This is a genomic window from Microbacterium imperiale (genome assembly GCF_017876655.1).
Lineage (GTDB): Bacteria > Actinomycetota > Actinomycetes > Actinomycetales > Microbacteriaceae > Microbacterium > Microbacterium imperiale.
On record NZ_JAGIOK010000001.1, the window covers coordinates 2914510 to 2932853 of the forward strand.

Consider the following 18344-nt stretch of genomic DNA (forward strand, 5'->3'; position numbering starts at 1 on the left):
CCCGATCCTCCCACGCCGCGGGGAGAGCGCGGAGGGCGCGGTCGGGACGCCGAGAGCGAGAACCGTCATGTGCACCGTCGTCATCCAGGTTCCCGCCGACAGCACCCGGCCGGTGCGGCTGCTCGCCGTGCGCGACGAGGACCCGGCGCGCGCCTGGGACCCCGTCGGCCCATGGTGGCCCGAGACGCACCCCGGCGTCGTCGGAGTGCGCGACCGCCGCGCGGGCGGCGCATGGCTCGCCGCCGACGACGAGGAGCGGCGCCTCGCTGTCATCCTCAACCGCGCCGACCTGCTTCCGGACGATGCGCCCGCGGCATCCCGCGGCGGCATCGTCCTCGACGCCGTGGCCGGCGATCGCCCCACGGGTGCACCGCCGACCCACGGCTTCAACCTCGTCGACGTCGGACCCGACGGGGTGCGCGTGACGATGTGGGATGCCGCGACACTGCGCACGGTCGAGCTCGAGCCGGGCACGCACATGATCGCCCACGACGACGTCGACGATCCGCGCACGGCCCGCATCAGCCGGTGGCTCGGCGCGTTCGCCGCGGCGGCGCCCGAGCTCGAGCGCAGCGGAAGCGTCACCCCGTGGCTCGACGTCCTGCAGGACACCACGGCGACCCCCGCCGCGGACGACGCCGCGATCATCCGCGACAATCGGCCGTACGGCATCCCGACGCTGTCGCTGCTCGTGTGCACCGCGAGCATCGGGCCGGACGGCGTCGACCTGGCCTACGGCGCGCTCGCCGTGCCGGGGGAGTGGAACCGCCCCGAGATGGCGTGAATCCGGCGGTCATCGGCCGTCACGCGAACCGAAGCCGCGTCGGGCCGCCGGTAGAATCGCGGAATCCCGATCCCGCTCCACGCAAGGAACAGCTATGACCCGCATCTCCGATTCCGGACTCTCCGTCGCCGTCGTCGGCGCCACCGGCCAGGTCGGAAAGGTGATGCGCGAGATCCTCGTCGAGCGGGACTTCCCGATCCGCGAGCTGCGCCTGTTCGCGACCGCGCGCTCGGCCGGCACCTCCATCGACTTCGCCGGGCACGACGTGATCGTCGAGGACATCGCGACGGCCGACCCGGCGGGCATCGACATCGCCCTGTTCTCGGCCGGCGCGACGGGCTCGCGCGCGCACGCCCCGCGCTTCGCCGAGGCCGGCGCCGTCGTCATCGACAACTCCAGCGCGTGGCGCATGGACCCCGACGTGCCCCTCGTCGTCAGCGAGGTCAACCCGCACGCGACGCTCAACCCGCCTAAGGGCATCATCGCGAACCCGAACTGCACCACGATGGCCGCGATGCCGGTCCTGAAGGTCCTCGACAGCGAGGCCGGGCTCGAGCGCCTCATCGTCTCGACCTACCAGGCGGTCTCGGGCTCGGGCCTCGCCGGCGCCGAGGAACTGCTGGGGCAGGTCGAGGGCGTCCTCGCGCAGGGGCGCACGCTCGACCTCGTCCACGACGGATCAGCCGTGGACTTCCCGCAGCCCGAGAAGTACGTCGCGCCGATCGCGTTCGACGTCATCCCCTTCGCCGGCAACCTCGTCGACGACGGCGACAACGAGACCGACGAAGAGAAGAAGCTGCGCAACGAGAGCCGCAAGATCCTCGAGCTGCCCGACCTGCGCGTCGCGGGCACGTGCGTGCGCGTGCCGGTGTTCACCGGACACTCGCTGTCGATCCACGCGGAGTTCGCGCGCGACATCACGCCCGATCGCGCCCGCGAGATCCTGGCCACGGCGCCCGGCGTCGTTCTCGAAGAGGTGCCGACGCCGCTGCAGGCGGCCGGCAACGACCCGAGCTACGTCGGCCGCATCCGCGCCGACCAGTCCGCTCCCGAGGGCAAGGGCCTCGTGCTGTTCATCAGCAACGACAACCTGCGCAAGGGTGCCGCGCTCAACGCGGTGCAGATCGCCGAGATCGTCGCCGAACGCCTCTGATCGCCGGGCCGGATTCCGGCGCCGCCGGCGGGGATAGACTGGTGCATCGTGAGTGAAAAGGTCGACGTCGTCCTGATCGGCGGTGGCATCATGAGTGCCACCCTGGGAACGCTGCTGAAGCAGCTCCAGCCCGATTGGAAGATCGAGGTGCACGAGCGCCTCTCGGATGTGGCCCAGGAGAGCTCCAACGCCTGGAACAATGCCGGCACCGGCCACGCGGCGCTGTGCGAGCTCAACTACATGCCCGAGGGGCCCGATGGCTCGGTCGACCCCGGCAAGGCGATCACGATCAACGAGCAGTTCCAGCAGAGCCGCCAGCTGTGGTCGTCGCTCATCGACCGCGGCATCCTCGACGAGCCGTCGACGTTCATCAACGCCACCCCGCACATGACCTTCGTGCGCGGCGAGAAGGATGTCGCCTACCTCAAGAAGCGCTACGAGGCCCTCAAGGACCAGCCGCTGTTCGCCGGCATCGAGTACTCCGAGGACTCCCGCGTCATCAACCAGTGGGCGCCGCTGCTCATGCAGCAGCGACGCAAGGGCGAGCCCTTCGCCGCGACGCGCGTGCCGGCGGGGACCGACGTCGACTTCGGCGCACTCACGCGGCAGCTCTTCTCGCACCTGCGGGACCAGGGCGTCGAGGTCATCACCGACCGGGAGGTGCGCACGCTGAAGCGCCAGAAGGACGGGTCGTGGCGCGTGCTGTGGCGCAACCGCCTCGGCGGCACCCCGGGTCACACGGACGCGCGGTTCGTGTTCGTCGGGGCCGGCGGCTGGGCGCTGAAGCTGCTGCAGAAGTCCGGCATCCCCGAGATCAAGGGCTACGGCGTCTTCCCGATCGGCGGACAGTTCCTCAAGACCACCAACCCCGAGGTCGTCGCGCAGCACAAGGCGAAGGTCTACTCCCAGGCCTCGGTCGGCGCCCCGCCGATGTCGGTGCCTCACCTCGACACGCGCGTCGTCGACGGCGAGGCCTCGCTGCTGTTCGGCCCCTTCGCCACGTTCAGCCCGAAGTTCCTCAAGAAGGGCCGGATCACCGACATCGTCGCCCAGGTGCGTCCGCACAACCTCCTGCCGATGCTGAAGGTCGCCGTCGACAACCCGAGCCTCATCTCGTACCTGGTGGGCGAGCTGATGAAGAACCACAGCAAGAAGGTCGACGCGCTGCGGGTGTTCATGCCGACCGCGCGCGACGAGGACTGGGAGCTCATCCAGGCCGGTCAGCGCGCGCAGGTGATGAAGAAGGACCCGAAGAAGGGCGGCGTGCTGCAGTTCGGCACCGAGGTCGTGACCTCGGCCGACGGCTCCATCGCGGGTCTGCTCGGCGCATCGCCGGGCGCGTCGACGGCGGCATCCATCATGCTCGGGCTGCTCAAGACGTGCTTCCCCGATCGGATGCCGGCGTGGGAGGGCGAGCTGCGCGAGCTCATCCCGAGCTACGAGCAGCCGCTGAACCCGCGGGGCGAGGCCGCCCGCGCCTCGGTCGAGAAGACCGCCGCGGCACTGTCGATCACCCCCTGACGGGTATGGCCAAGCTCTACTTCCGTTACGGAGCGATGAACTCCGGTAAGTCGACGGCTCTGCTCCAGGCGGCGTACAACTACGAGGAGCGCGGTCAGCACGTGCTGCTCGCCAAGCCTGAGATCGACACGAAGGGTGCCGCGCAGATCGCCAGCCGGCTCGGCGTCGAGCGCGACGTCGACTTCCTCATCGGCGCCGACGACGACCTCCGCGCCGTGCTCGCCGAGCACCGTGCACGCGTTCAGGCGGACACCGGCTCCGACGTCGCATGCCTGCTCATCGACGAGGCGCAGTTCCTCACCTCACCGCAGGTAGACGATCTGCTGCGCACCGTCGTGGACGAGAACGTGCCGGTGCTGGCCTACGGCATCCGCACCGATTTCCAGACGCGCGCCTTCCCGGGATCGGCACGTCTGATGGAGCTCGCGCACAGCCTCGAAGAGCTCAAGACGATCTGCCGGTGCGGGCGCAAAGCCCTCTTCAATGCGCGGCTCGTGGGCGGTCGGTTCGTCTTCGAGGGCGATCAGGTCGCCATCGACGAACTCGCGGCCGACCGTGTCACGTACGAGTCCATGTGTGCCGAGTGCTATCTGCGCGAGTCGGGCGGCCGACTCACCTGAGACGTTTCACGCCGTCCCCCTGCTATCGCTTTGCGCGGTCAGACCACAAGATGTAGGGTGGTCCGGCCACGAAGGAGAGGGGCGTCATGGCGGACGAAACCCCGGCGCGCGCCTGGCGCGTCGTACTGGAGAAGATCGAATCCGACCTTCTCGCCGGCAAACTCGGCCCCGGAGACCGCCTGCCGTCGGAGCGTGACCTCGTCGCGCAGCTCGGCGTCGGACGCTCCAGCGTCCGCGAGGCGCTGCGCGTGCTCGAGGTCATGGGACTCATCCGCACCGCGACCGGTTCCGGTCCGAGCGCGGGAGCGATCGTCGTCGCGCGACCCAGCGGCGGCATGCAGGCACTGCTCAAGCTGCAGGTGGCGGCGCAGGGCTTCGCCATCTCGGACGTCGTCAGCACCCGTCTCCTGCTCGAGGACTGGGTCGCCGGTCGCCTCGCCGCATCCGACGAGGTCGACCTCGGCGCGGCCCGCGAGGCACTGCGCGCGATGGACGCCGCGAGCCTGAGTCCGGCCGACTTCCTCGCGCTCGACGCGCAGTTCCATGTCGCGCTGGCCGAGGCCTCGGGCAACGAGGTCGTGGCCGCCATGATGGCCGGCCTGCGCTCGTCGATCGAGGACTACGTGCTCCAGGGCGCCTCGCGCATCCCGGACTGGGAGAGCGCGGTCGATCGCCTGCGGGGCGAGCACGGCGCGATCGTCGCCGCCATCGAAGAAGGACGCGCCGACGACGCCCGCACCGCCGTCCACGACCACATCACCGGCTACTACGCCTCGGCGAACCCCGTTCGCCCCGAAACCGCCTGACCCGAGGAGGACCATGGTCACCCGCCAGCTACCGAAGATCCCCGAACTGCTCGAGCTGATGCAGTTCAAGGCGCCCGACCTCAACGGCCGCCGTCGCCGCCTCAACGCGGCGCTAACCATCGGCGACCTGCGCACGATCGCGAAGCGCCGCACCCCGAAGGCGGCGTTCGACTACACCGACGGTGCGGCCGAGGGCGAGCTGTCATTGGCGCGAGCCCGGCATGCCTTCGAGGACATCGAGTTCCACCCCGACATCCTGCGTCCGGCCGAGTCGGTCGACATGTCGACGGAGATCCTCGGGGGGCGCTCGGCGCTGCCGTTCGGTATCGCGCCGACGGGGTTCACCCGTCTGATGCAGACGGAGGGGGAGAGCGCCGGGGCGTCGGCCGCGGGCGCGGCCGGCATCCCGTTCACGCTCTCGACCCTCGGCACGACCTCGATCGAGGGAGTGCGGGCCGCGAATCCCCACGGCCGCAACTGGTTCCAGCTCTACGTCATGCGCGACCGCGAGATCTCGTACGGTCTCGTCAAGCGCGCGGCCGAAGCGGGCTTCGACACCCTGATGTTCACGGTCGACACCCCCGTCGCGGGTGCGCGGCTGCGTGACAAGCGCAACGGCTTCTCGATCCCGCCGGCACTGACCGTCGGAACGATCGTCAACGCGATCCCGCGCCCCTGGTGGTGGATCGACTTCCTGACGACTCCCAAGCTCGAATTCGCGTCACTGACGACGACCGGCGGCACGGTGGGCGAACTGCTCAACGCAGCGATGGACCCGACGATCAGCTACGACGACCTCGAGGTCATCCGCAGCATGTGGCCCGGCAAGATCGTCATCAAGGGCGTGCAGAACGTCGAGGACTCGAAGCGTCTGATCGACCTCGGCGTCGACGGCATCGTGCTCTCGAACCACGGCGGCCGTCAGCTCGATCGCGCCCCCGTGCCCTTCCACCTGCTGCCCCAGGTCGTCCGCGAGGTCGGCAAGGACGCGACGATCATGGTCGACACCGGCATCATGAACGGCGCCGACATCGTCGCCTCGGTTGCCCTCGGCGCCAAGTTCACGCTCATCGGGCGGGCGTACCTCTACGGTCTGATGGCGGGTGGACGACAGGGCGTCGACCGCACGATCGCGATCCTGCGCAGCGAGATCGAGCGCACGATGCAGCTGCTGGGGGTCTCGAGCCTCGAGGAGCTCGAGCCGCGCCATGTCACGCAGCTGCAGCGTCTCGTGCCGATCGCGCAGCCCTCCGCGCGTCGCTCCGCCGGCGCACGCGCTGTCGCAGCCGCGAAGGACTGACCCCCGCGCACAGAACCGGGCCCCGGGGCCGGCAGCGAAACGGCTGTCGGCCCCGCGGCCCGGTGGTCGTGTGGCGCCTCAGCGGCGAGGCAGCGTCGGCAGCAGGGTGTCGAGGAACTCCGCGGTGTCCTCCCAGCCGTCGACGGCCTGGCACGTGACGCCCATCGCCAGCACGGGGTAGTCGTTGCCGTTCTCGTCGAGACGGTCGCCGACGAAGAGCATGTCGTCGAGCGGGATGCCGGTCTGCTCGACGAGCCGGTTCATGCCGTAGGCCTTGTCGATGCCGCGCTCGGTGATGTCGACCGACGTGGAGCCGCCCGATCGGACCTCGAGGTCGGGGAGGAGGGCCTGCACGGCTTCGCGGAGGGTGTTCTTCTTCTCGCCGGTCGGGTCCCACGCCACCTTCGCGTCGACGGGAGCCTGCTGCCCGAGCGCCGAGAACGTGATCTGCGAGCCGCGGTCCTCGAGGATCGGCCCCCACGTCTCGCTCTCCCAGAGGCCCAGGCGGCGTGCCTCGCCCTCGACGGCGGCGAGGGCGCGCTGCTTCTGGTCGTCGGTCAGGGCGCGGGCGTAGATCGTCTCGATGCCCGCGGGGGAGAGGCGGTAGTACTGCGTCCCGCACGTGGGCAGCAGGTGGAAGTGCGAGAGCACCTCGGCGTCCGTCTCGGGCAGGCGGTCGACGACCTGCGCCGTGAACTGCGCGAGCTGACCGCCCGAGATGATGGCGACCTCGACGCGCTCGGCGAGATCGAGCAGCTGACGGCCGATGCGCGGGTCGATCGCACTCTTGGAGGGGGCGAGGGTGTCGTCGAGGTCGAAGGCGACCAGGCGAGGGGTGGGCATCCGTGCTCCGTTCTCCGGTGGCATGACAGAGGCTCCGCCTTCCGGCGGAGCCTCCTCGCTGTCGGGGTGACAGGATTTGAACCTGCGGCCTCGTCGTCCCGAACGACGCGCGCTACCAAGCTGCGCCACACCCCGTGGCAACCCTCCAAGCTTACCCCGATCCGGCTCAGATGACGAATCGGCTCATGCGCGAGCTCGCAGGGTCAGCACGGACGCCTCCGGGCGGCATCCGAAGCGGATGGGCGCGTAGATGGAGTGCCCGAGGCCTGCGCTGACGTTCAGGGGCACAGCATCCGTTCCCCAGGTGCTCAGGCCGCGCGCCTGGTCGAGGGGGATGTCGCAGTTGGCGACGAGCGCCCGCGACGAGAACGGGACGCGGACCTGACCGCCGTGCGTGTGGCCGCCGAAGATCACATCGGCCCCGAGGTCGACAAAGCGGTCGAGGACGCGCCGGTACGGGGCGTGGGTCACGCCGACCGTGAGGTGCGCGTCGTCGGGCTTACCGAGCCCCGCGAGGGCCGCGGGAAGGGCGTCGAGGTCGTCCCAGTCGCGGTGGGCGTCGTCGACGCCGACACCGTCGATGCGCAGCGCTCCCACGCGGACGGTGGCCGCCGCGTTGTCGAGGTCCGACCAGCCGAGGTCGTCGGCGAAGAACGCGTCCATGGCGGGCGTGTCGAGCTTCGCGGCGGCCTTGGCGTGACGCGACGGTCCGGTGAAGTAGCGCAGCGGGTTGCGCCCGCTCGGCTCGAACACGTCGTTCGAACCGTGCACGAAGAATCCCGGCACCCCGCGCAGGGGAGCGAAGGCCGAACGGATGCCGTCGAGCCCGCGCCTATGCCCGAGGTTGTCACCCGTGTTGATGACGAGGTCGGGCTGGGTGTCTTCGGCGAGGTCGGCGATCCATCGCTGCTTGCGGTGCTGCCACGGCGCCATGTGGGCGTCGGACAGATGCAGCACCGTGACACTCGCGCTGCCGGGCGGGAGGACACGCAGCTCGTGCCGGCGCGCGGTGAACAGGTACCGCTCGATGCCGACGCCCCAGACGACCGCACCGCCGGCGCTCAGGGCGCCGGCGGTGGCGATCGTGGTCAGCGTCCGGCGGACGCGCGCCATCAGCAGTCCTTCGCCGCGTACTGGATCGTGATCTGGCTGCTGCGGCCGACACTGGTGCCGGCGGCGGGATCCGTTCCGGTGACGGTCGGCTGAGCGGCATCCTCCTGCTGCGTGCAGGCCGTGGTCACGCTCGTGAACCCGGCGGCGCGCAGTTGGCGCTCGGCCTCCTGCGGGTTGCCCGTCACAGGCGGGACCGTCGCCCCCTCGCCGTTGCTCGGCGTGATGGTGACCGTCGTGCCGCCCGGGGCCCGGCCGGCGCCCGGGTCCTGCGCGATGATCCGGCCCGCGGGCTCGGTCGAGTCGGCCGGCGACGCCACGTTGACGCTGAAGCCCGCGGCCTGCAGTGCGCGCTCAGCCTCTTCGACGGACTGCCCGACGACGTTCGGAAGATCGGTCAGGATGTTCTTCGTCAGGTTCGAGTCGGGCGCGGGGAACGGGTCGCCGCCGTACTTGGCGTTGGCCGCTCGCTGCATGACCGGCCACACGGCGTTACGGATCTGGTCGAGTCGCCAGCCGTTGGCGCGGTACTCGTTGAGCTTGGCGTGGCCCATGACGTTGCCGACCCAGACGACGGTCGCGACCTTCGAGCTCGCGCCGTCCATCCAGGTGTGCTCGTACTCGTGAATACCGGTCTTACCGAAGATCGGGGTGCCGTCGTTGGTGCGCGAGCCCTGACCGGTCGCGTTCATGACGCCCTGCAGCGTGTACGCGGCCGTGGCGGCGACATTCGTCGAGATCGCCTGCGAGCACTGCAGCTGCGGCGTGATGTCGGTGCCGTCGGAGGTGATGGCGCGGTCGATCACCTTGCTCGGGCAGAGCGTGCCGCCACCGGCGATCGCGGCGTACGCCTGAGCCATGTCGATCGGTGCGACCGCCGCGTCGCCCAGGACGTTGTAGGGCTGGTTTCCGTCGTCGAGCGGAGAGCCGTCCGAGCGCATGACGCCCATCTTCATCGCGACCTGGTTCGTCGAGCAGACCGAGATGCGCTCAGCCATGGCGAAGAAGCCCGAGTTCAGCGAGTCCTCGGTGAACTTGCGAACCGTGCCGGAGTAGCCGTTGCTGTTCTGGAAGTTGCCGATGCCGTCGCGGCTGTTGTCGGCCCGCACATTCTGCGTGCCGCCGTCGCACGTGGTCAGCACGCGCTTGGTGCCCACGCGGCCGTTGAGCACCTCGTTGACGGAGTGACCCTGCTCGAGCCAGTTGATGAGGCTGAACACCTTGTAGGTCGAGCCCGCGGAGTGACCGCCGCCGCCGTCGTTGTTGCGAACGTTGTAGTTGACCGGGGTCACGCTGCCGGACTCGTCACCGGTGGGAGCGAAGGGGCGGTTCTGCACCATCGACAGGACGCGACCGGTGCCCACCTCGACCTGGACGGCGGAGGAGCCGAGGTTCATCCCGCTGTGGGTGGCCGGGACGACCGACATCGCGTCGAGCGCGGCGTTCTGCAGGTCGGGGTCGAGCGTCGTGTAGACCTTCATGCCACCGCGGCGGAGGTTCTGCTGACGGTCCTCGAGCGTTTCGCCGAATGCCGGGTCGGACAGGACGATGTTTCGGACGTACTCGCAGAAGAACTCCGCGCCGCTGGCCAGCTGGCAGCCCTGGGGGCGCTGCTGGATGGCCGGCGTGATGGGCTCGGCGATCGCGGCATCCCGCTCTTCCTGCGTGATCTTGCCGTCCGAGAACATGCGGTTGAGCACGTAGGTCTGACGTTCCTTCGTCAGGGCGTACCCGTTCGCGGCACCGTTGGTCTCGCTCTCGGGACGGTCGAGACGGTAGGAGTTGGGCTCCTGGACCATGCCCGCGATCGCGGCCGCCTGACCGATGGTGAGGTTGGCCGCGTCGGTGCTGAAGTAGTACTGCGCCGCTGCGCCGATGCCGTACACCGTGCCGCCGAAGTGCGCGATGTTCAGGTACCCGAGAAGGATCTCGTTCTTCGGGTAGCGCTTCTCGAGCTGGATGGCGTAGCGCATCTCCTGCAGCTTGCGCTCGATGCCGTCGGTACCGCTGGCGACCGTCGTCGAGCGGAAGCAGGCGTCGACCTCCTCCTGCGACTTGGCCTCCTTCTCGCAGGCCTGCTGCAGGACGTTCTTGACGTATTGCTGGGTGATCGACGAGCCACCGCGGGTGTCGCCACCGCGCAGGTTGCCGAACACGGCGCTGGCGGTACCGACCAGGTCGACACCGCCGTGCGTGTAGTAGTTCTTGTCTTCGCTCGAGATGATCGCGTCGTACATGACCGGCGCGACCTGCTCCCAGGCGACGGGGATGCGGTTCTGGTCGTAGAACTGCGTCATGAGGACGTCGTTGCCGTCGCTGTCCTTGCGGTAGAACTCGGTCGGGAGCATGAGCTCGTCGACCTCGAGGTAGCTCGGCATGTTGTCGAAGACGTCGATCGCGCTGGAGGCTGCGTAACCCGACACGGCGATGGCGGGGGTCACGGTCGCCGTGACGAGCACCCCGGCCACGGCACTGAGGCCGACCAGGCCGGCGAGACCGCCGAGCACACCGGTGGCCGTGCGTTTCTTGTGAGGCATAGGGTGATCGTAAGCGAGATACCTGGGCGTCCGCCTCAGGTCGAGCCGTTGTGCGCGCTCGTTTCGCCGTGTTCGCACCCCTGCCACAGATCGGAGCCCCGATGACGACGTGGGAGTACCTCACCACGCCCCTGCTGATCCACAACACCGCCGCGATCCTCAACAACTGGGGCAAGCAGGGGTGGGAGCTCGTGCAGGTGGTGCCCGGACCCGAGGGCGGTCTCGTGGCCTACTTCAAGCGCCCGGCCGGCGGCGGGGCGGCCAACGCCGGCCTCGGTGCGGCGCAGCAGGCGGCGCAGCAGTTCGAAGGAACGGGCGCGTGAGCGTCGCCGCGCGTCTGCGCGAGCTCGGCATCGAGCTGCCGCCGGTCGTCCCGCCCGTCGCCGCGTACATCCCGGCGACCGTGCACGGCGATCTCGTCTACACCTCGGGTCAGCTCCCGATGGTGGACGGCGCTCTGCCCGCGACCGGCAAGGTCGGTGACGGCGAGGGGCTCGTCCCGGCCGTGGATGCCGCGCAGTTCGCTCGGCGCTGCGCGCTCAATGCGATCGCGGCGGCCGCCGACGCCGCCGGGGGGCTCGACAAGCTCGTGCGTGTCGTCAAGGTCACCGGGTTCGTGGCATCCGTCCCGGAGTTCACCGGGCAGCCCGGCGTCATCAACGGGGCGAGCGAGCTGCTCGGCGAGGTGTTCGGCGACGCCGGGCGTCACGCCCGGTCCGCCGTCGGCGTGCCCGTCCTGCCGCTGGACTCGCCCGTCGAGGTCGAGGTCGTCTTCGCCCTGCGCTGACCCTGTCGGCTGACCCCGACGCCCGCCGTTCCCGCCAGGGCGCGGCGATCTCTACGCTGTGCTCAGGTCCACGACGGAGGCGGTAGGTATGCAGGGACTCGAAGTGACGGTTCTGCTCGGGATCGCGTTGCTGGTGGGCACGGTGCTCGCCCCTCGGCTGCGCGTCGCGACACCGCTCGTGCTGCTGGCGATCGGCCTGCTGCTGGGCTTCGTGCCCGAGCTGCGCGAGATCGAGCTGCCGCCCGAGACGATGCTGCTGCTGTTCCTTCCCGTGATGCTGTTCCGCGAGGCGTGGACGACATCGCTGCGGTCCGTGCGCCGCTCGCTGCGGTACATCGTGCCCATGAGCACGCTGCTGGTCGTCGCGTCGGCGTTCGCCGTGGCCGGCGTCGCCTCCGCTCTCGGTGTGCCGTGGGAGGCTGCGCTCGTGATGGGTGCGGCCGTGGCCCCGCCGGATGCCACCGCCGTGGCCGCGCTCGGTCGCCTGCTGCCCGAGCGCACCTTCATGAAGCTCAAGGCCGAGAGCCTCACCAACGACGGCACGGCGCTCGTGCTCTACGCCATCGCGGTCTCGCTGCTGCTGGGCGACCAGGTCACGCCGCTGTCGATCACCGGAATGGTGGCGCTGTCGTACCTCGGCGGAGCGGCTGCCGGCGTCGCCGTCGCGGCCGCGGCCTTCGTCGTCCTGCGCCGGATGCGGTCGACGCTCACGATCAACCTCACGCTGCTGCTCGTCCCGTTCGTGTCGTTCCTGGTCGCCGAGCTCATCGAAGCGTCGGGGGTCCTGGCGGTCGTCTTCGCCGGCCTCATCATCGCCTGGGTGTCGCCGCGCATCACGACGGCGACGTCGCGGCGCGCCGCCGACGCCACCTGGCCCTTCGGTGTGTACCTCCTCAACGGCGCCCTGTTCGTGCTCATCGGCCTCGAAGTTCAGCTCGTGATCCACGAGATCTCGCCCTCCGAGATCGGCACCCTGCTGCTGGTCACCCTCGCCGCCTGGTTCGCCCTCTTCGTCGTGCGCTACGTGTTCCAGTGGCTGTTCTCACCCTTCTCGCGACCGGCCGCCGGCTCGACGCGCTCGCTGCGGCATCGGTCACGGGTCGTGAGCACGTTCGCGGGGTTCCGCGGCGCGGTGTCGCTCGCTATTGCGCTCTCCGTCCCGATCACCATGCCCGGGGGCGAACCGGTCGCGGGGCGCGACGCCATCGTCTTCGTCACGGCCGGCGTCATCATGCTGACGCTCCTCGTGCAGGGACCCCTGCTGCCCGCGGTCATCCGGTGGGCGAAGCTCCCGTCCGACGACGCTGCCGTGGCCGAGTTCGAGCTCGCTCAGCGGGCGATCTCGGGCGCCGCGCTCGCCGCCCTCGACGATCTGGCCGTCGAGCACGGCATCAGCGACGCCGTCCGCGACCGCGCGCGCCGCGAGGGCTACGAGCGTCTCGAGCTCGCCAACGCCCGGGCGGTCGCCCGCCTGCGCGCCGCCGAGGAGAGCGAGCGCTCGGACGCCGACGATGCCATCGGCGACGATGACGACGCCGCGCGCGTGGGCCCGGTGCCGCCCGACGCGATCGACGGCGACGGCCGCCGCGCTGCTCCGCAGCTCGAGATGATCGCCGTCAGCGATGACATCGACCTCACCCAGCGCTCACCGCTGATCCGGCACCGCGAGGCCACGCGCCTGCATCTGGCCGTCCTCGACCGCAAGCGCGAGGTGCTGCTGCGTCTGCGCCGAGAGGGCACGATCGACGACCTCGTGGCCCGCCGCATCCTGGCCAGCCTCGACCTCGACGAGATCCGCGCCCGCGGCCTCGAGCGGACCGACGACTGACCGCCCCTACTTCAGCTGCGCGCTGATCACCGACATCACGGCGGTGTCGGCGAGCGTGGTGGTGTCACCGACCTCGCGGCCCTCGGCGACATCCCGCAGTAGACGCCGCATGATCTTGCCCGACCGCGTCTTGGGCAGCTCGCCGACGATGTAGACGTCGCGCGGGCGGGCGATCGGGCCGATCTGCTCGCCGACCCACTGGCGCAGCGAGGTCGCGAGGCCGTCGGGCTCGTGGGCGTCGAGGTAGCTCTGCTTGATGATGACGAACGCCACCACCGCCTGGCCGGTCGTCTCGTCCGACGCGCCGACGACCGCGGCCTCGGCGGTCGCCTCGTGAGCGACGAGGGCGGATTCGATCTCCGTCGTCGACAGGCGGTGGCCCGACACGTTCATGACGTCGTCGACGCGGCCGAGGAGCCAGATGTCGCCGTCGTCGTCGAGCCGGGCGCCGTCGCCGGCGAAGTAGTAGCCGCGGTCCCGGAACTTCTCCCAATAGGTCTCGACGAACCGGTCGGGGTCTCCCCAGATGCCGCGCAGCATGCTCGGCCACGGCTCGGTGATGACGAGCAGCCCGCCGTTGCCTTCGCCGACGCGCTCGCCGTTCTCGTCGACGACGTCGATCGAGATGCCCGGCAGCGCGACCTGCGCCGAGCCGGGTTTGGTCTCGGTCACGCCGGGCAGCGCGGAGATCATGATGGCGCCGGTCTCGGTCTGCCACCACGTGTCGACGATGGGCGCGTTCTTACCGCCGATGACCTTGCGGTACCACATCCACGCCTCGGGGTTGATGGGTTCGCCCACCGATCCGAGCAGTCGGATGCTGGAGAGGTCGTACTCCGCCGGCACCTGACGGCCGATCTTCATGAAGGACCGGATGGCGGTGGGGGCGGTGTAGTAGATCGTCACGCCGTACTTCTGGATGATCTCCCACGACCGTCCCGAGTGGGGGGTGTCGGGCGTCCCCTCGTACAGCACCTGCGTCGCGCCGTTGGCGAGCGGCCCGTACGTGACGTAGCTGTGGCCCGTGACCCACCCGATGTCCGCGGTGCACCAGTACACGTCGGTCTCGGGATGCAGGTCGTGGACGACCCGGTTCGTGAACGCCGCCTGGGTCAGGTAACCGCCGGAGGTGTGCAGGATGCCCTTGGGCTTCCCGGTCGTCCCCGACGTGTACAGGATGAACAAGGGGTTCTCCGCGGGGAAGGCGCTGGCCTCGTGATCGGGGGATGCCGCCGGCACGACGTCGTGCCACCAGAGGTCGCGGCCGTCCGTCCACTCGACGTCGTTGCCGCCGCGCCGCACGACGATCACATGCTCGACGGTCAGCTGCGGTCCGGTGCCGCGATCGGCGAGGGCCTGGTCCACGGCAGGCTTGAGGGGAGAGACCTTGCCCTTGCGGTAGCCGCCGTCGGCGGTGATCACCAGCTTCGCGCCGGCGTCGTCGATGCGGGTGCGCAGGCTGTCGGCCGAGAAGCCGCCGAAGACGACCGAGTGGACGGCGCCCACGCGGGCGACGGCGAGCATCGCGGCGACGGCCTCGGGGATCATCGGCATGTAGATGGCGACCCGGTCGCCCTGCTCGATACCGAGCTCCGTCAGCACGTTCGCGAGGCGCTTGACCTCGTCGGTGAGCTCCGCGTACGTCACGGCCCGGTCGTCGCCGGGCTCGCCTTCCCACAGCAGGGCCACGCGGTCGCCGAGGCCGGCCTCGACGTGACGGTCGAGGCAGTTGTACGCGACGTTCAGCTCGCCGTCGGCGAACCACTCCGCGAACGGGGGATTCGACCAGTCGAGCACCTGTGTGAACGGAGTGTGCCAGTGCAGCTCGCGAGCCTGATCGGCCCAGAATCCTTCGCGGTCGGCCGTGGCTCGCTGGTACAGCTCGGCGGTGCCGATCGCGGCGGCGGCGAAGTCGGGCGAGGGGGCGAATCGCCGGGTCTCGTTCAGCAGGTGGTCGATCTTGCTGCTCATGCGCACGCTCCTTTGCGGTCCATGGCGCCGCGGTACGGCGTCCGGTCAATCTAGACCGACGCGACGCCGGGGGACTACCGCCGATAGTGGGTGGCCGGGATCGGCTAATCCGTGTCGCCGTGATTGGCCGGTGCCGGTGCGGCGGCGTAAGCTGAAAGCGGCTGCGAGTTCCTCGCGCCCGTGGCGCCCCGACCTACCCCCCAAGCGGCGGGTCGTCGCGTGGACGGCATCCCAATCCCCCAATGTGGGGTGCCGTCCTCCTCTTCTTCGCAGACCCCTCCCCAGCGCCGGGCAGGTGCCGTTCCTGCACCGATCGACGGATGCCGCCCCGCGGTACCCGGGCCGGTTTCTACGGTCGAGGGGTGAGCGGTTCGGGCCCACTGTCCGGTGGATCTGCGGTGCCTCGCGGGGGGGAGGATCTGCGGACGACTGGTGGAATGCATCAGGATCGTTGAACACTTGCCCTGTTCGACGCATCTGGCGAGGCGACCCTGAATTGCTACCATGCGCGTTATGAAGGGGCACCGTATTGTCAGCGCATTTTCCTGCTTCATGCTCATCGCCGTCGTTAGCGGGTGCGCTGCGGAATCTGCCGGGCCTGCGTCCGTTGCCGAAAGTGTGGTCCGGGGTGTTCCCGAGACGTGGACGGGCCCCGAGCTAGACCTGTTGAATGGCACTCCAGCAGTGGGATGGCTGAGCGACGACGAGTTTGGCGTCGTGACAATCGGAAGCAGCGCCTGCCCTCCCGTCGCAACCTCACTTGAGGTGGTCGGGGCAGCCGACCTACGAGTCGATTTCGTGGAGTCTCCAAACGACACGTGCAGCGCCGATATGGGAGCGACGACACACGTCTTCCGGCTTCCCGGAGATATCGACCAGCGCCCCGTCACCGTCACTCTTTCGTTCACCCCTGAGGATAGGTATCCGCTTTTCCTGCCATAATTGGCAGCTTTGGATGCTATTGCTCGCTGCCCGCCGTCCATTAGCCTGACCCTGCCTGGCGAGGGCGCATCGGCACCGGTATTGACCCTCGTCCGGGAGTACGGAACAAGAAAGTCTCGCGGATGTGTATGTCGAGGGTGAGCGATGAGTCATGGTCGACGTTGGCGGATGGGGTGGGTACTTGCGACGGTCGGGGTACTCATCGGGGGAGCGGCGGCTCCAGCAGTAGCAACGACTGATCTCCCCGCCCCGCAGCCGGACGCGCCGTATCTCATCCCGACCGAGGCCACCTTCGACGACAGCAGCACGCTGCCATCCGAGTACTCAGGGTCCTCGACTGTTCCCGTCGACGTCGCACAAGCGCTCCTCCAGATCGAGGTGGAACATCCGGAACTGGGACCCGCAGGATCGGTGTGGGATCCGCAATCCGGGAAGGCCGCTCTCTATGCGACGGCCGATGCTCATCGGGTGGAGACGATTCTTGCTGAGCTCGGCGTCTCGGAGAGCATCGAGGTTCGTCACGCCACCCGTAGCGCCGCACAGAAGGCACAGATCGTCCGGGACCTACTCGGCAGCGACGGCGCACTGGAGTCCGGACACCAGATCGTCTCGGTGGCTCCCTCAACCGATGGATCGACCTTCACGGTCATCCTCGACGAAAACATCCGCACGAGGTCCGCAGTACAACTGCCCGACGTCGACGCTGACATCGTCATCGAATACGGGCCGCCTGCAGAGCCCGTAACTCGCAATCACGCTCCGACTCCGCAGCGCTTCTCAGGCGCCTACATGAGCCAGGGGAGGTTCAGCTGCTCGAGCGGTTTTCGCGTGACGGAAATCACCACGAGCACCCCCGCGATGGCGTCCGCGCATCATTGCGGACAGTCCACTTTCGAGCAGTGGTATTACGGCACGGGCACTAGTCACCTGTTCGGCCAGTTCCAGGGCGGGCTTTACCCCGGTGGTGCGTACTACGGGGATATCACCTCATGGAAAGGCGCGGGCCTCGCTGACTTCGCGCCCGGTATCTTTATCGGCGACAACACAGTCGCCGGGAGCGGAGTGTTTGCTATTCGTGGCGCCGTCAGCTCAACGGTAGGCACGAACGTCTGCTACTCCGGAAGTAGAAGTGGCACGGTCTGTGGAAACACGATCACCGGGACGGGCCAGGGCGTGTGCTACCTCGACGTCCCGGTGTGTTACGAAAACATCGTCGTCACGCAGCAGATCAGCGGAGTCCCCGCCGCCGGCAACGGAGACTCCGGCGGGCCCGTATATCAACCGGTTCCACCTCAAGGACCGTACGCTGCCGGCGTGATCAGCGGTATCCGCAACGGCACCGCGACATGTACCGGCGACCCGGGCTCCACAGACCCGAAGGGGCGGAAGTGCTCGTCCACGGTGCTGTACGCGCCGATCACCGAGATCTTCAGCCACGGTTTCGGCTTGAACTACGTCCCGTACACCCCCTGATGGGTTTCTGAGAGGCCCCAGCCGGTCGATATGACCGGGCGCGCTTCACACCAGCTAGGGAGCGCTCCGGTCCGATTCACTCCGGCCGGGACTATTTCTTCTTCCGAGGGGTGGTGACGGGAGTCTTCACCTGCGGATGATCCCGCAACCACTCCAGCGTCGGCCGTGGCGCCGATGTCGTCCATGCTCGAGTGCTTGAGCGGCTCACCCGGCCCGAGGAATCACCACCCGCCGGGCGGCAGGCTTGAGCAGTTCGATCTGGGTGCGGAAGCTGTTGGGAAAGCCGAGCTCCTCGACGACTTCGCGGCCGTCGGCACGCCGTCGCCGGCTCATCTCGGCGCTGTCCGAAGTAGTCGAACGCACCACCTGCATGCGATGGCCACGCAGCCGCACCACGATGACTATGAGCGGCTGCAGCCTCCTGGGTCGCCGTCGACGGTCAGCGGTTGGGGGTCCAGTCACACGTCTCGTAGCTCTCGGGTGAGGAAGGCGGACACGCGCTCGTCGATCTCGTCCCAGGTTTCCCGTCCTTGAGGGTGACAACAACGAAGGCGCGGCGGCACTCGCCGTCGATCTACGTTTCACAGGTCAGTCCTGCCGCGGCCAGCAGCTCGTCGCTGTGGACCCAGAGCGGTGTTCGCAGAACCCTCCCCAGCGCCGGGCAGAAGC

Annotated in this window: 15 protein-coding genes and 1 tRNA gene; 10 read left to right on the forward strand and 6 right to left on the reverse strand. The window is 69.1% G+C overall.

Going from position 1 to position 18344, the window contains the following annotated elements; translation table 11 throughout:
* Window positions 1-67 precede the first annotated feature (67 nt).
* From JOF37_RS14040 to JOF37_RS14065, 6 genes are all read left to right on the forward strand, one after another.
* A complete protein-coding gene (locus JOF37_RS14040; protein WP_210007383.1) occupies window positions 68-784 on the forward strand; it encodes an NRDE family protein in 717 nt (238 codons plus the stop codon).
* A 94-nt stretch (window positions 785-878) separates the two neighbouring features.
* The gene (locus JOF37_RS14045) at window positions 879-1937 is read left to right on the forward strand and encodes an aspartate-semialdehyde dehydrogenase (RefSeq protein ID WP_210007384.1); all 1059 of its coding nucleotides are present in this window, start codon (window positions 879-881) and stop codon (window positions 1935-1937) included.
* Between the two features lie 90 nt (window positions 1938-2027).
* Entirely contained in the window at window positions 2028-3458 is a 1431-nt protein-coding gene (gene mqo / locus JOF37_RS14050) for a malate dehydrogenase (quinone) (protein WP_245338798.1), read from the forward strand.
* Between the two features lie 5 nt (window positions 3459-3463).
* Window positions 3464-4078 (forward strand): thymidine kinase, encoded by a 615-nt coding sequence (locus JOF37_RS14055; RefSeq protein ID WP_210007386.1) that lies wholly within the window; start codon window positions 3464-3466, stop codon window positions 4076-4078.
* Between the two features lie 86 nt (window positions 4079-4164).
* Window positions 4165-4884, forward strand: coding sequence for a FadR/GntR family transcriptional regulator (locus tag JOF37_RS14060; RefSeq protein ID WP_210007387.1), 720 nt, complete (start codon window positions 4165-4167; stop codon window positions 4882-4884).
* Between the two features lie 13 nt (window positions 4885-4897).
* Window positions 4898-6184 carry an alpha-hydroxy acid oxidase gene (locus tag JOF37_RS14065; RefSeq protein WP_210007388.1) on the forward strand — a complete coding sequence of 429 codons (1287 nt, stop codon included), beginning with the start codon at window positions 4898-4900 and terminating at the stop codon, window positions 6182-6184.
* Between the two features lie 78 nt (window positions 6185-6262).
* Here the strand turns inward: JOF37_RS14065 and JOF37_RS14070 are convergent, their stop codons facing one another.
* The 4 genes from JOF37_RS14070 to JOF37_RS14085 all read right to left on the reverse strand — a co-directional run bounded on the left by JOF37_RS14070 (window position 6263) and on the right by JOF37_RS14085 (window position 10674).
* On the reverse strand, window positions 6263-7027 hold the full coding sequence (locus tag JOF37_RS14070) for an HAD-IIB family hydrolase (protein ID WP_210007389.1): 765 nt from the start codon (window positions 7025-7027) through the stop codon (window positions 6263-6265).
* Window positions 7028-7088: 61 nt separating this feature from the next.
* Window positions 7089-7162: transfer RNA gene (locus tag JOF37_RS14075), tRNA-Pro, on the reverse strand.
* Window positions 7163-7210: 48 nt separating this feature from the next.
* Window positions 7211-8140, reverse strand: coding sequence for a metallophosphoesterase (locus JOF37_RS14080; protein WP_210007390.1), 930 nt, complete (start codon window positions 8138-8140; stop codon window positions 7211-7213).
* Window positions 8140-10674: a transglycosylase domain-containing protein gene (locus tag JOF37_RS14085; protein WP_210007391.1), complete on the reverse strand. Its 2535-nt coding sequence runs from the start codon at window positions 10672-10674 to the stop codon at window positions 8140-8142. The genes JOF37_RS14080 and JOF37_RS14085 overlap by 1 nt, the downstream gene beginning before the upstream one ends.
* Window positions 10675-10775: 101 nt before the next feature.
* On the opposite strand from JOF37_RS14085, the gene sp36 reads away from it, so the two are divergent.
* From sp36 to JOF37_RS14100, 3 genes are all read left to right on the forward strand, one after another.
* Window positions 10776-10997 carry a Sp36 family protein gene (sp36, locus tag JOF37_RS14090; protein ID WP_210007392.1) on the forward strand — a complete coding sequence of 74 codons (222 nt, stop codon included), beginning with the start codon at window positions 10776-10778 and terminating at the stop codon, window positions 10995-10997.
* The gene (locus JOF37_RS14095) at window positions 10994-11461 is read left to right on the forward strand and encodes a RidA family protein (RefSeq protein ID WP_210007393.1); all 468 of its coding nucleotides are present in this window, start codon (window positions 10994-10996) and stop codon (window positions 11459-11461) included. Before sp36 ends, JOF37_RS14095 begins: the two co-directional genes overlap by 4 nt.
* 88 nt (window positions 11462-11549) lie before the next feature.
* The gene (locus JOF37_RS14100) at window positions 11550-13289 is read left to right on the forward strand and encodes a Na+/H+ antiporter (RefSeq protein ID WP_210007394.1); all 1740 of its coding nucleotides are present in this window, start codon (window positions 11550-11552) and stop codon (window positions 13287-13289) included.
* 6 nt (window positions 13290-13295) lie between these two features.
* On the opposite strand, the gene acs is transcribed toward JOF37_RS14100, so the two are convergent.
* Window positions 13296-15260 carry an acetate--CoA ligase gene (acs, locus tag JOF37_RS14105; RefSeq protein ID WP_210007395.1) on the reverse strand — a complete coding sequence of 655 codons (1965 nt, stop codon included), beginning with the start codon at window positions 15258-15260 and terminating at the stop codon, window positions 13296-13298.
* Between the two features lie 1110 nt (window positions 15261-16370).
* On the opposite strand from acs, the gene JOF37_RS14110 reads away from it, so the two are divergent.
* On the forward strand, window positions 16371-17675 hold the full coding sequence (locus JOF37_RS14110; protein WP_210007396.1) for a chymotrypsin family serine protease: 1305 nt from the start codon (window positions 16371-16373) through the stop codon (window positions 17673-17675).
* A gap of 204 nt (window positions 17676-17879) precedes the next feature.
* Here JOF37_RS14110 and JOF37_RS14115 read toward each other — a convergent pair whose 3' ends face one another.
* Window positions 17880-18071 (reverse strand): hypothetical protein, encoded by a 192-nt coding sequence (locus tag JOF37_RS14115; RefSeq protein ID WP_210007397.1) that lies wholly within the window; start codon window positions 18069-18071, stop codon window positions 17880-17882.
* Window positions 18072-18344 lie beyond the last annotated feature (273 nt).

Excerpts from the sequence above, each read along its gene's own strand:
- JOF37_RS14070 (WP_210007389.1), bottom strand. The coding sequence starts at position 7,027 with ATGCCCACCCCTCGCCTGGTCGCCTTCGACCTCGACGACACCCTCGCC.
- JOF37_RS14110 (WP_210007396.1), top strand. The coding sequence starts at position 16,371 with ATGGGGTGGGTACTTGCGACGGTCGGGGTACTCATCGGGGGAGCGGCG.
- JOF37_RS14065 (WP_210007388.1), top strand. The coding sequence starts at position 4,898 with ATGGTCACCCGCCAGCTACCGAAGATCCCCGAACTGCTCGAGCTGATG.
- JOF37_RS14080 (WP_210007390.1), bottom strand. The coding sequence starts at position 8,140 with ATGGCGCGCGTCCGCCGGACGCTGACCACGATCGCCACCGCCGGCGCC.
- JOF37_RS14040 (WP_210007383.1), top strand. The coding sequence starts at position 68 with ATGTGCACCGTCGTCATCCAGGTTCCCGCCGACAGCACCCGGCCGGTG.
- acs (WP_210007395.1), bottom strand. The coding sequence starts at position 15,260 with ATGAGCAGCAAGATCGACCACCTGCTGAACGAGACCCGGCGATTCGCC.
- JOF37_RS14085 (WP_210007391.1), bottom strand. The coding sequence starts at position 10,674 with ATGCCTCACAAGAAACGCACGGCCACCGGTGTGCTCGGCGGTCTCGCC.
- JOF37_RS14100 (WP_210007394.1), top strand. The coding sequence starts at position 11,550 with ATGCAGGGACTCGAAGTGACGGTTCTGCTCGGGATCGCGTTGCTGGTG.
- mqo (WP_245338798.1), top strand. The coding sequence starts at position 2,028 with ATGAGTGCCACCCTGGGAACGCTGCTGAAGCAGCTCCAGCCCGATTGG.
- sp36 (WP_210007392.1), top strand. The coding sequence starts at position 10,776 with ATGACGACGTGGGAGTACCTCACCACGCCCCTGCTGATCCACAACACC.
- JOF37_RS14055 (WP_210007386.1), top strand. The coding sequence starts at position 3,464 with ATGGCCAAGCTCTACTTCCGTTACGGAGCGATGAACTCCGGTAAGTCG.
- JOF37_RS14060 (WP_210007387.1), top strand. The coding sequence starts at position 4,165 with ATGGCGGACGAAACCCCGGCGCGCGCCTGGCGCGTCGTACTGGAGAAG.
- JOF37_RS14045 (WP_210007384.1), top strand. The coding sequence starts at position 879 with ATGACCCGCATCTCCGATTCCGGACTCTCCGTCGCCGTCGTCGGCGCC.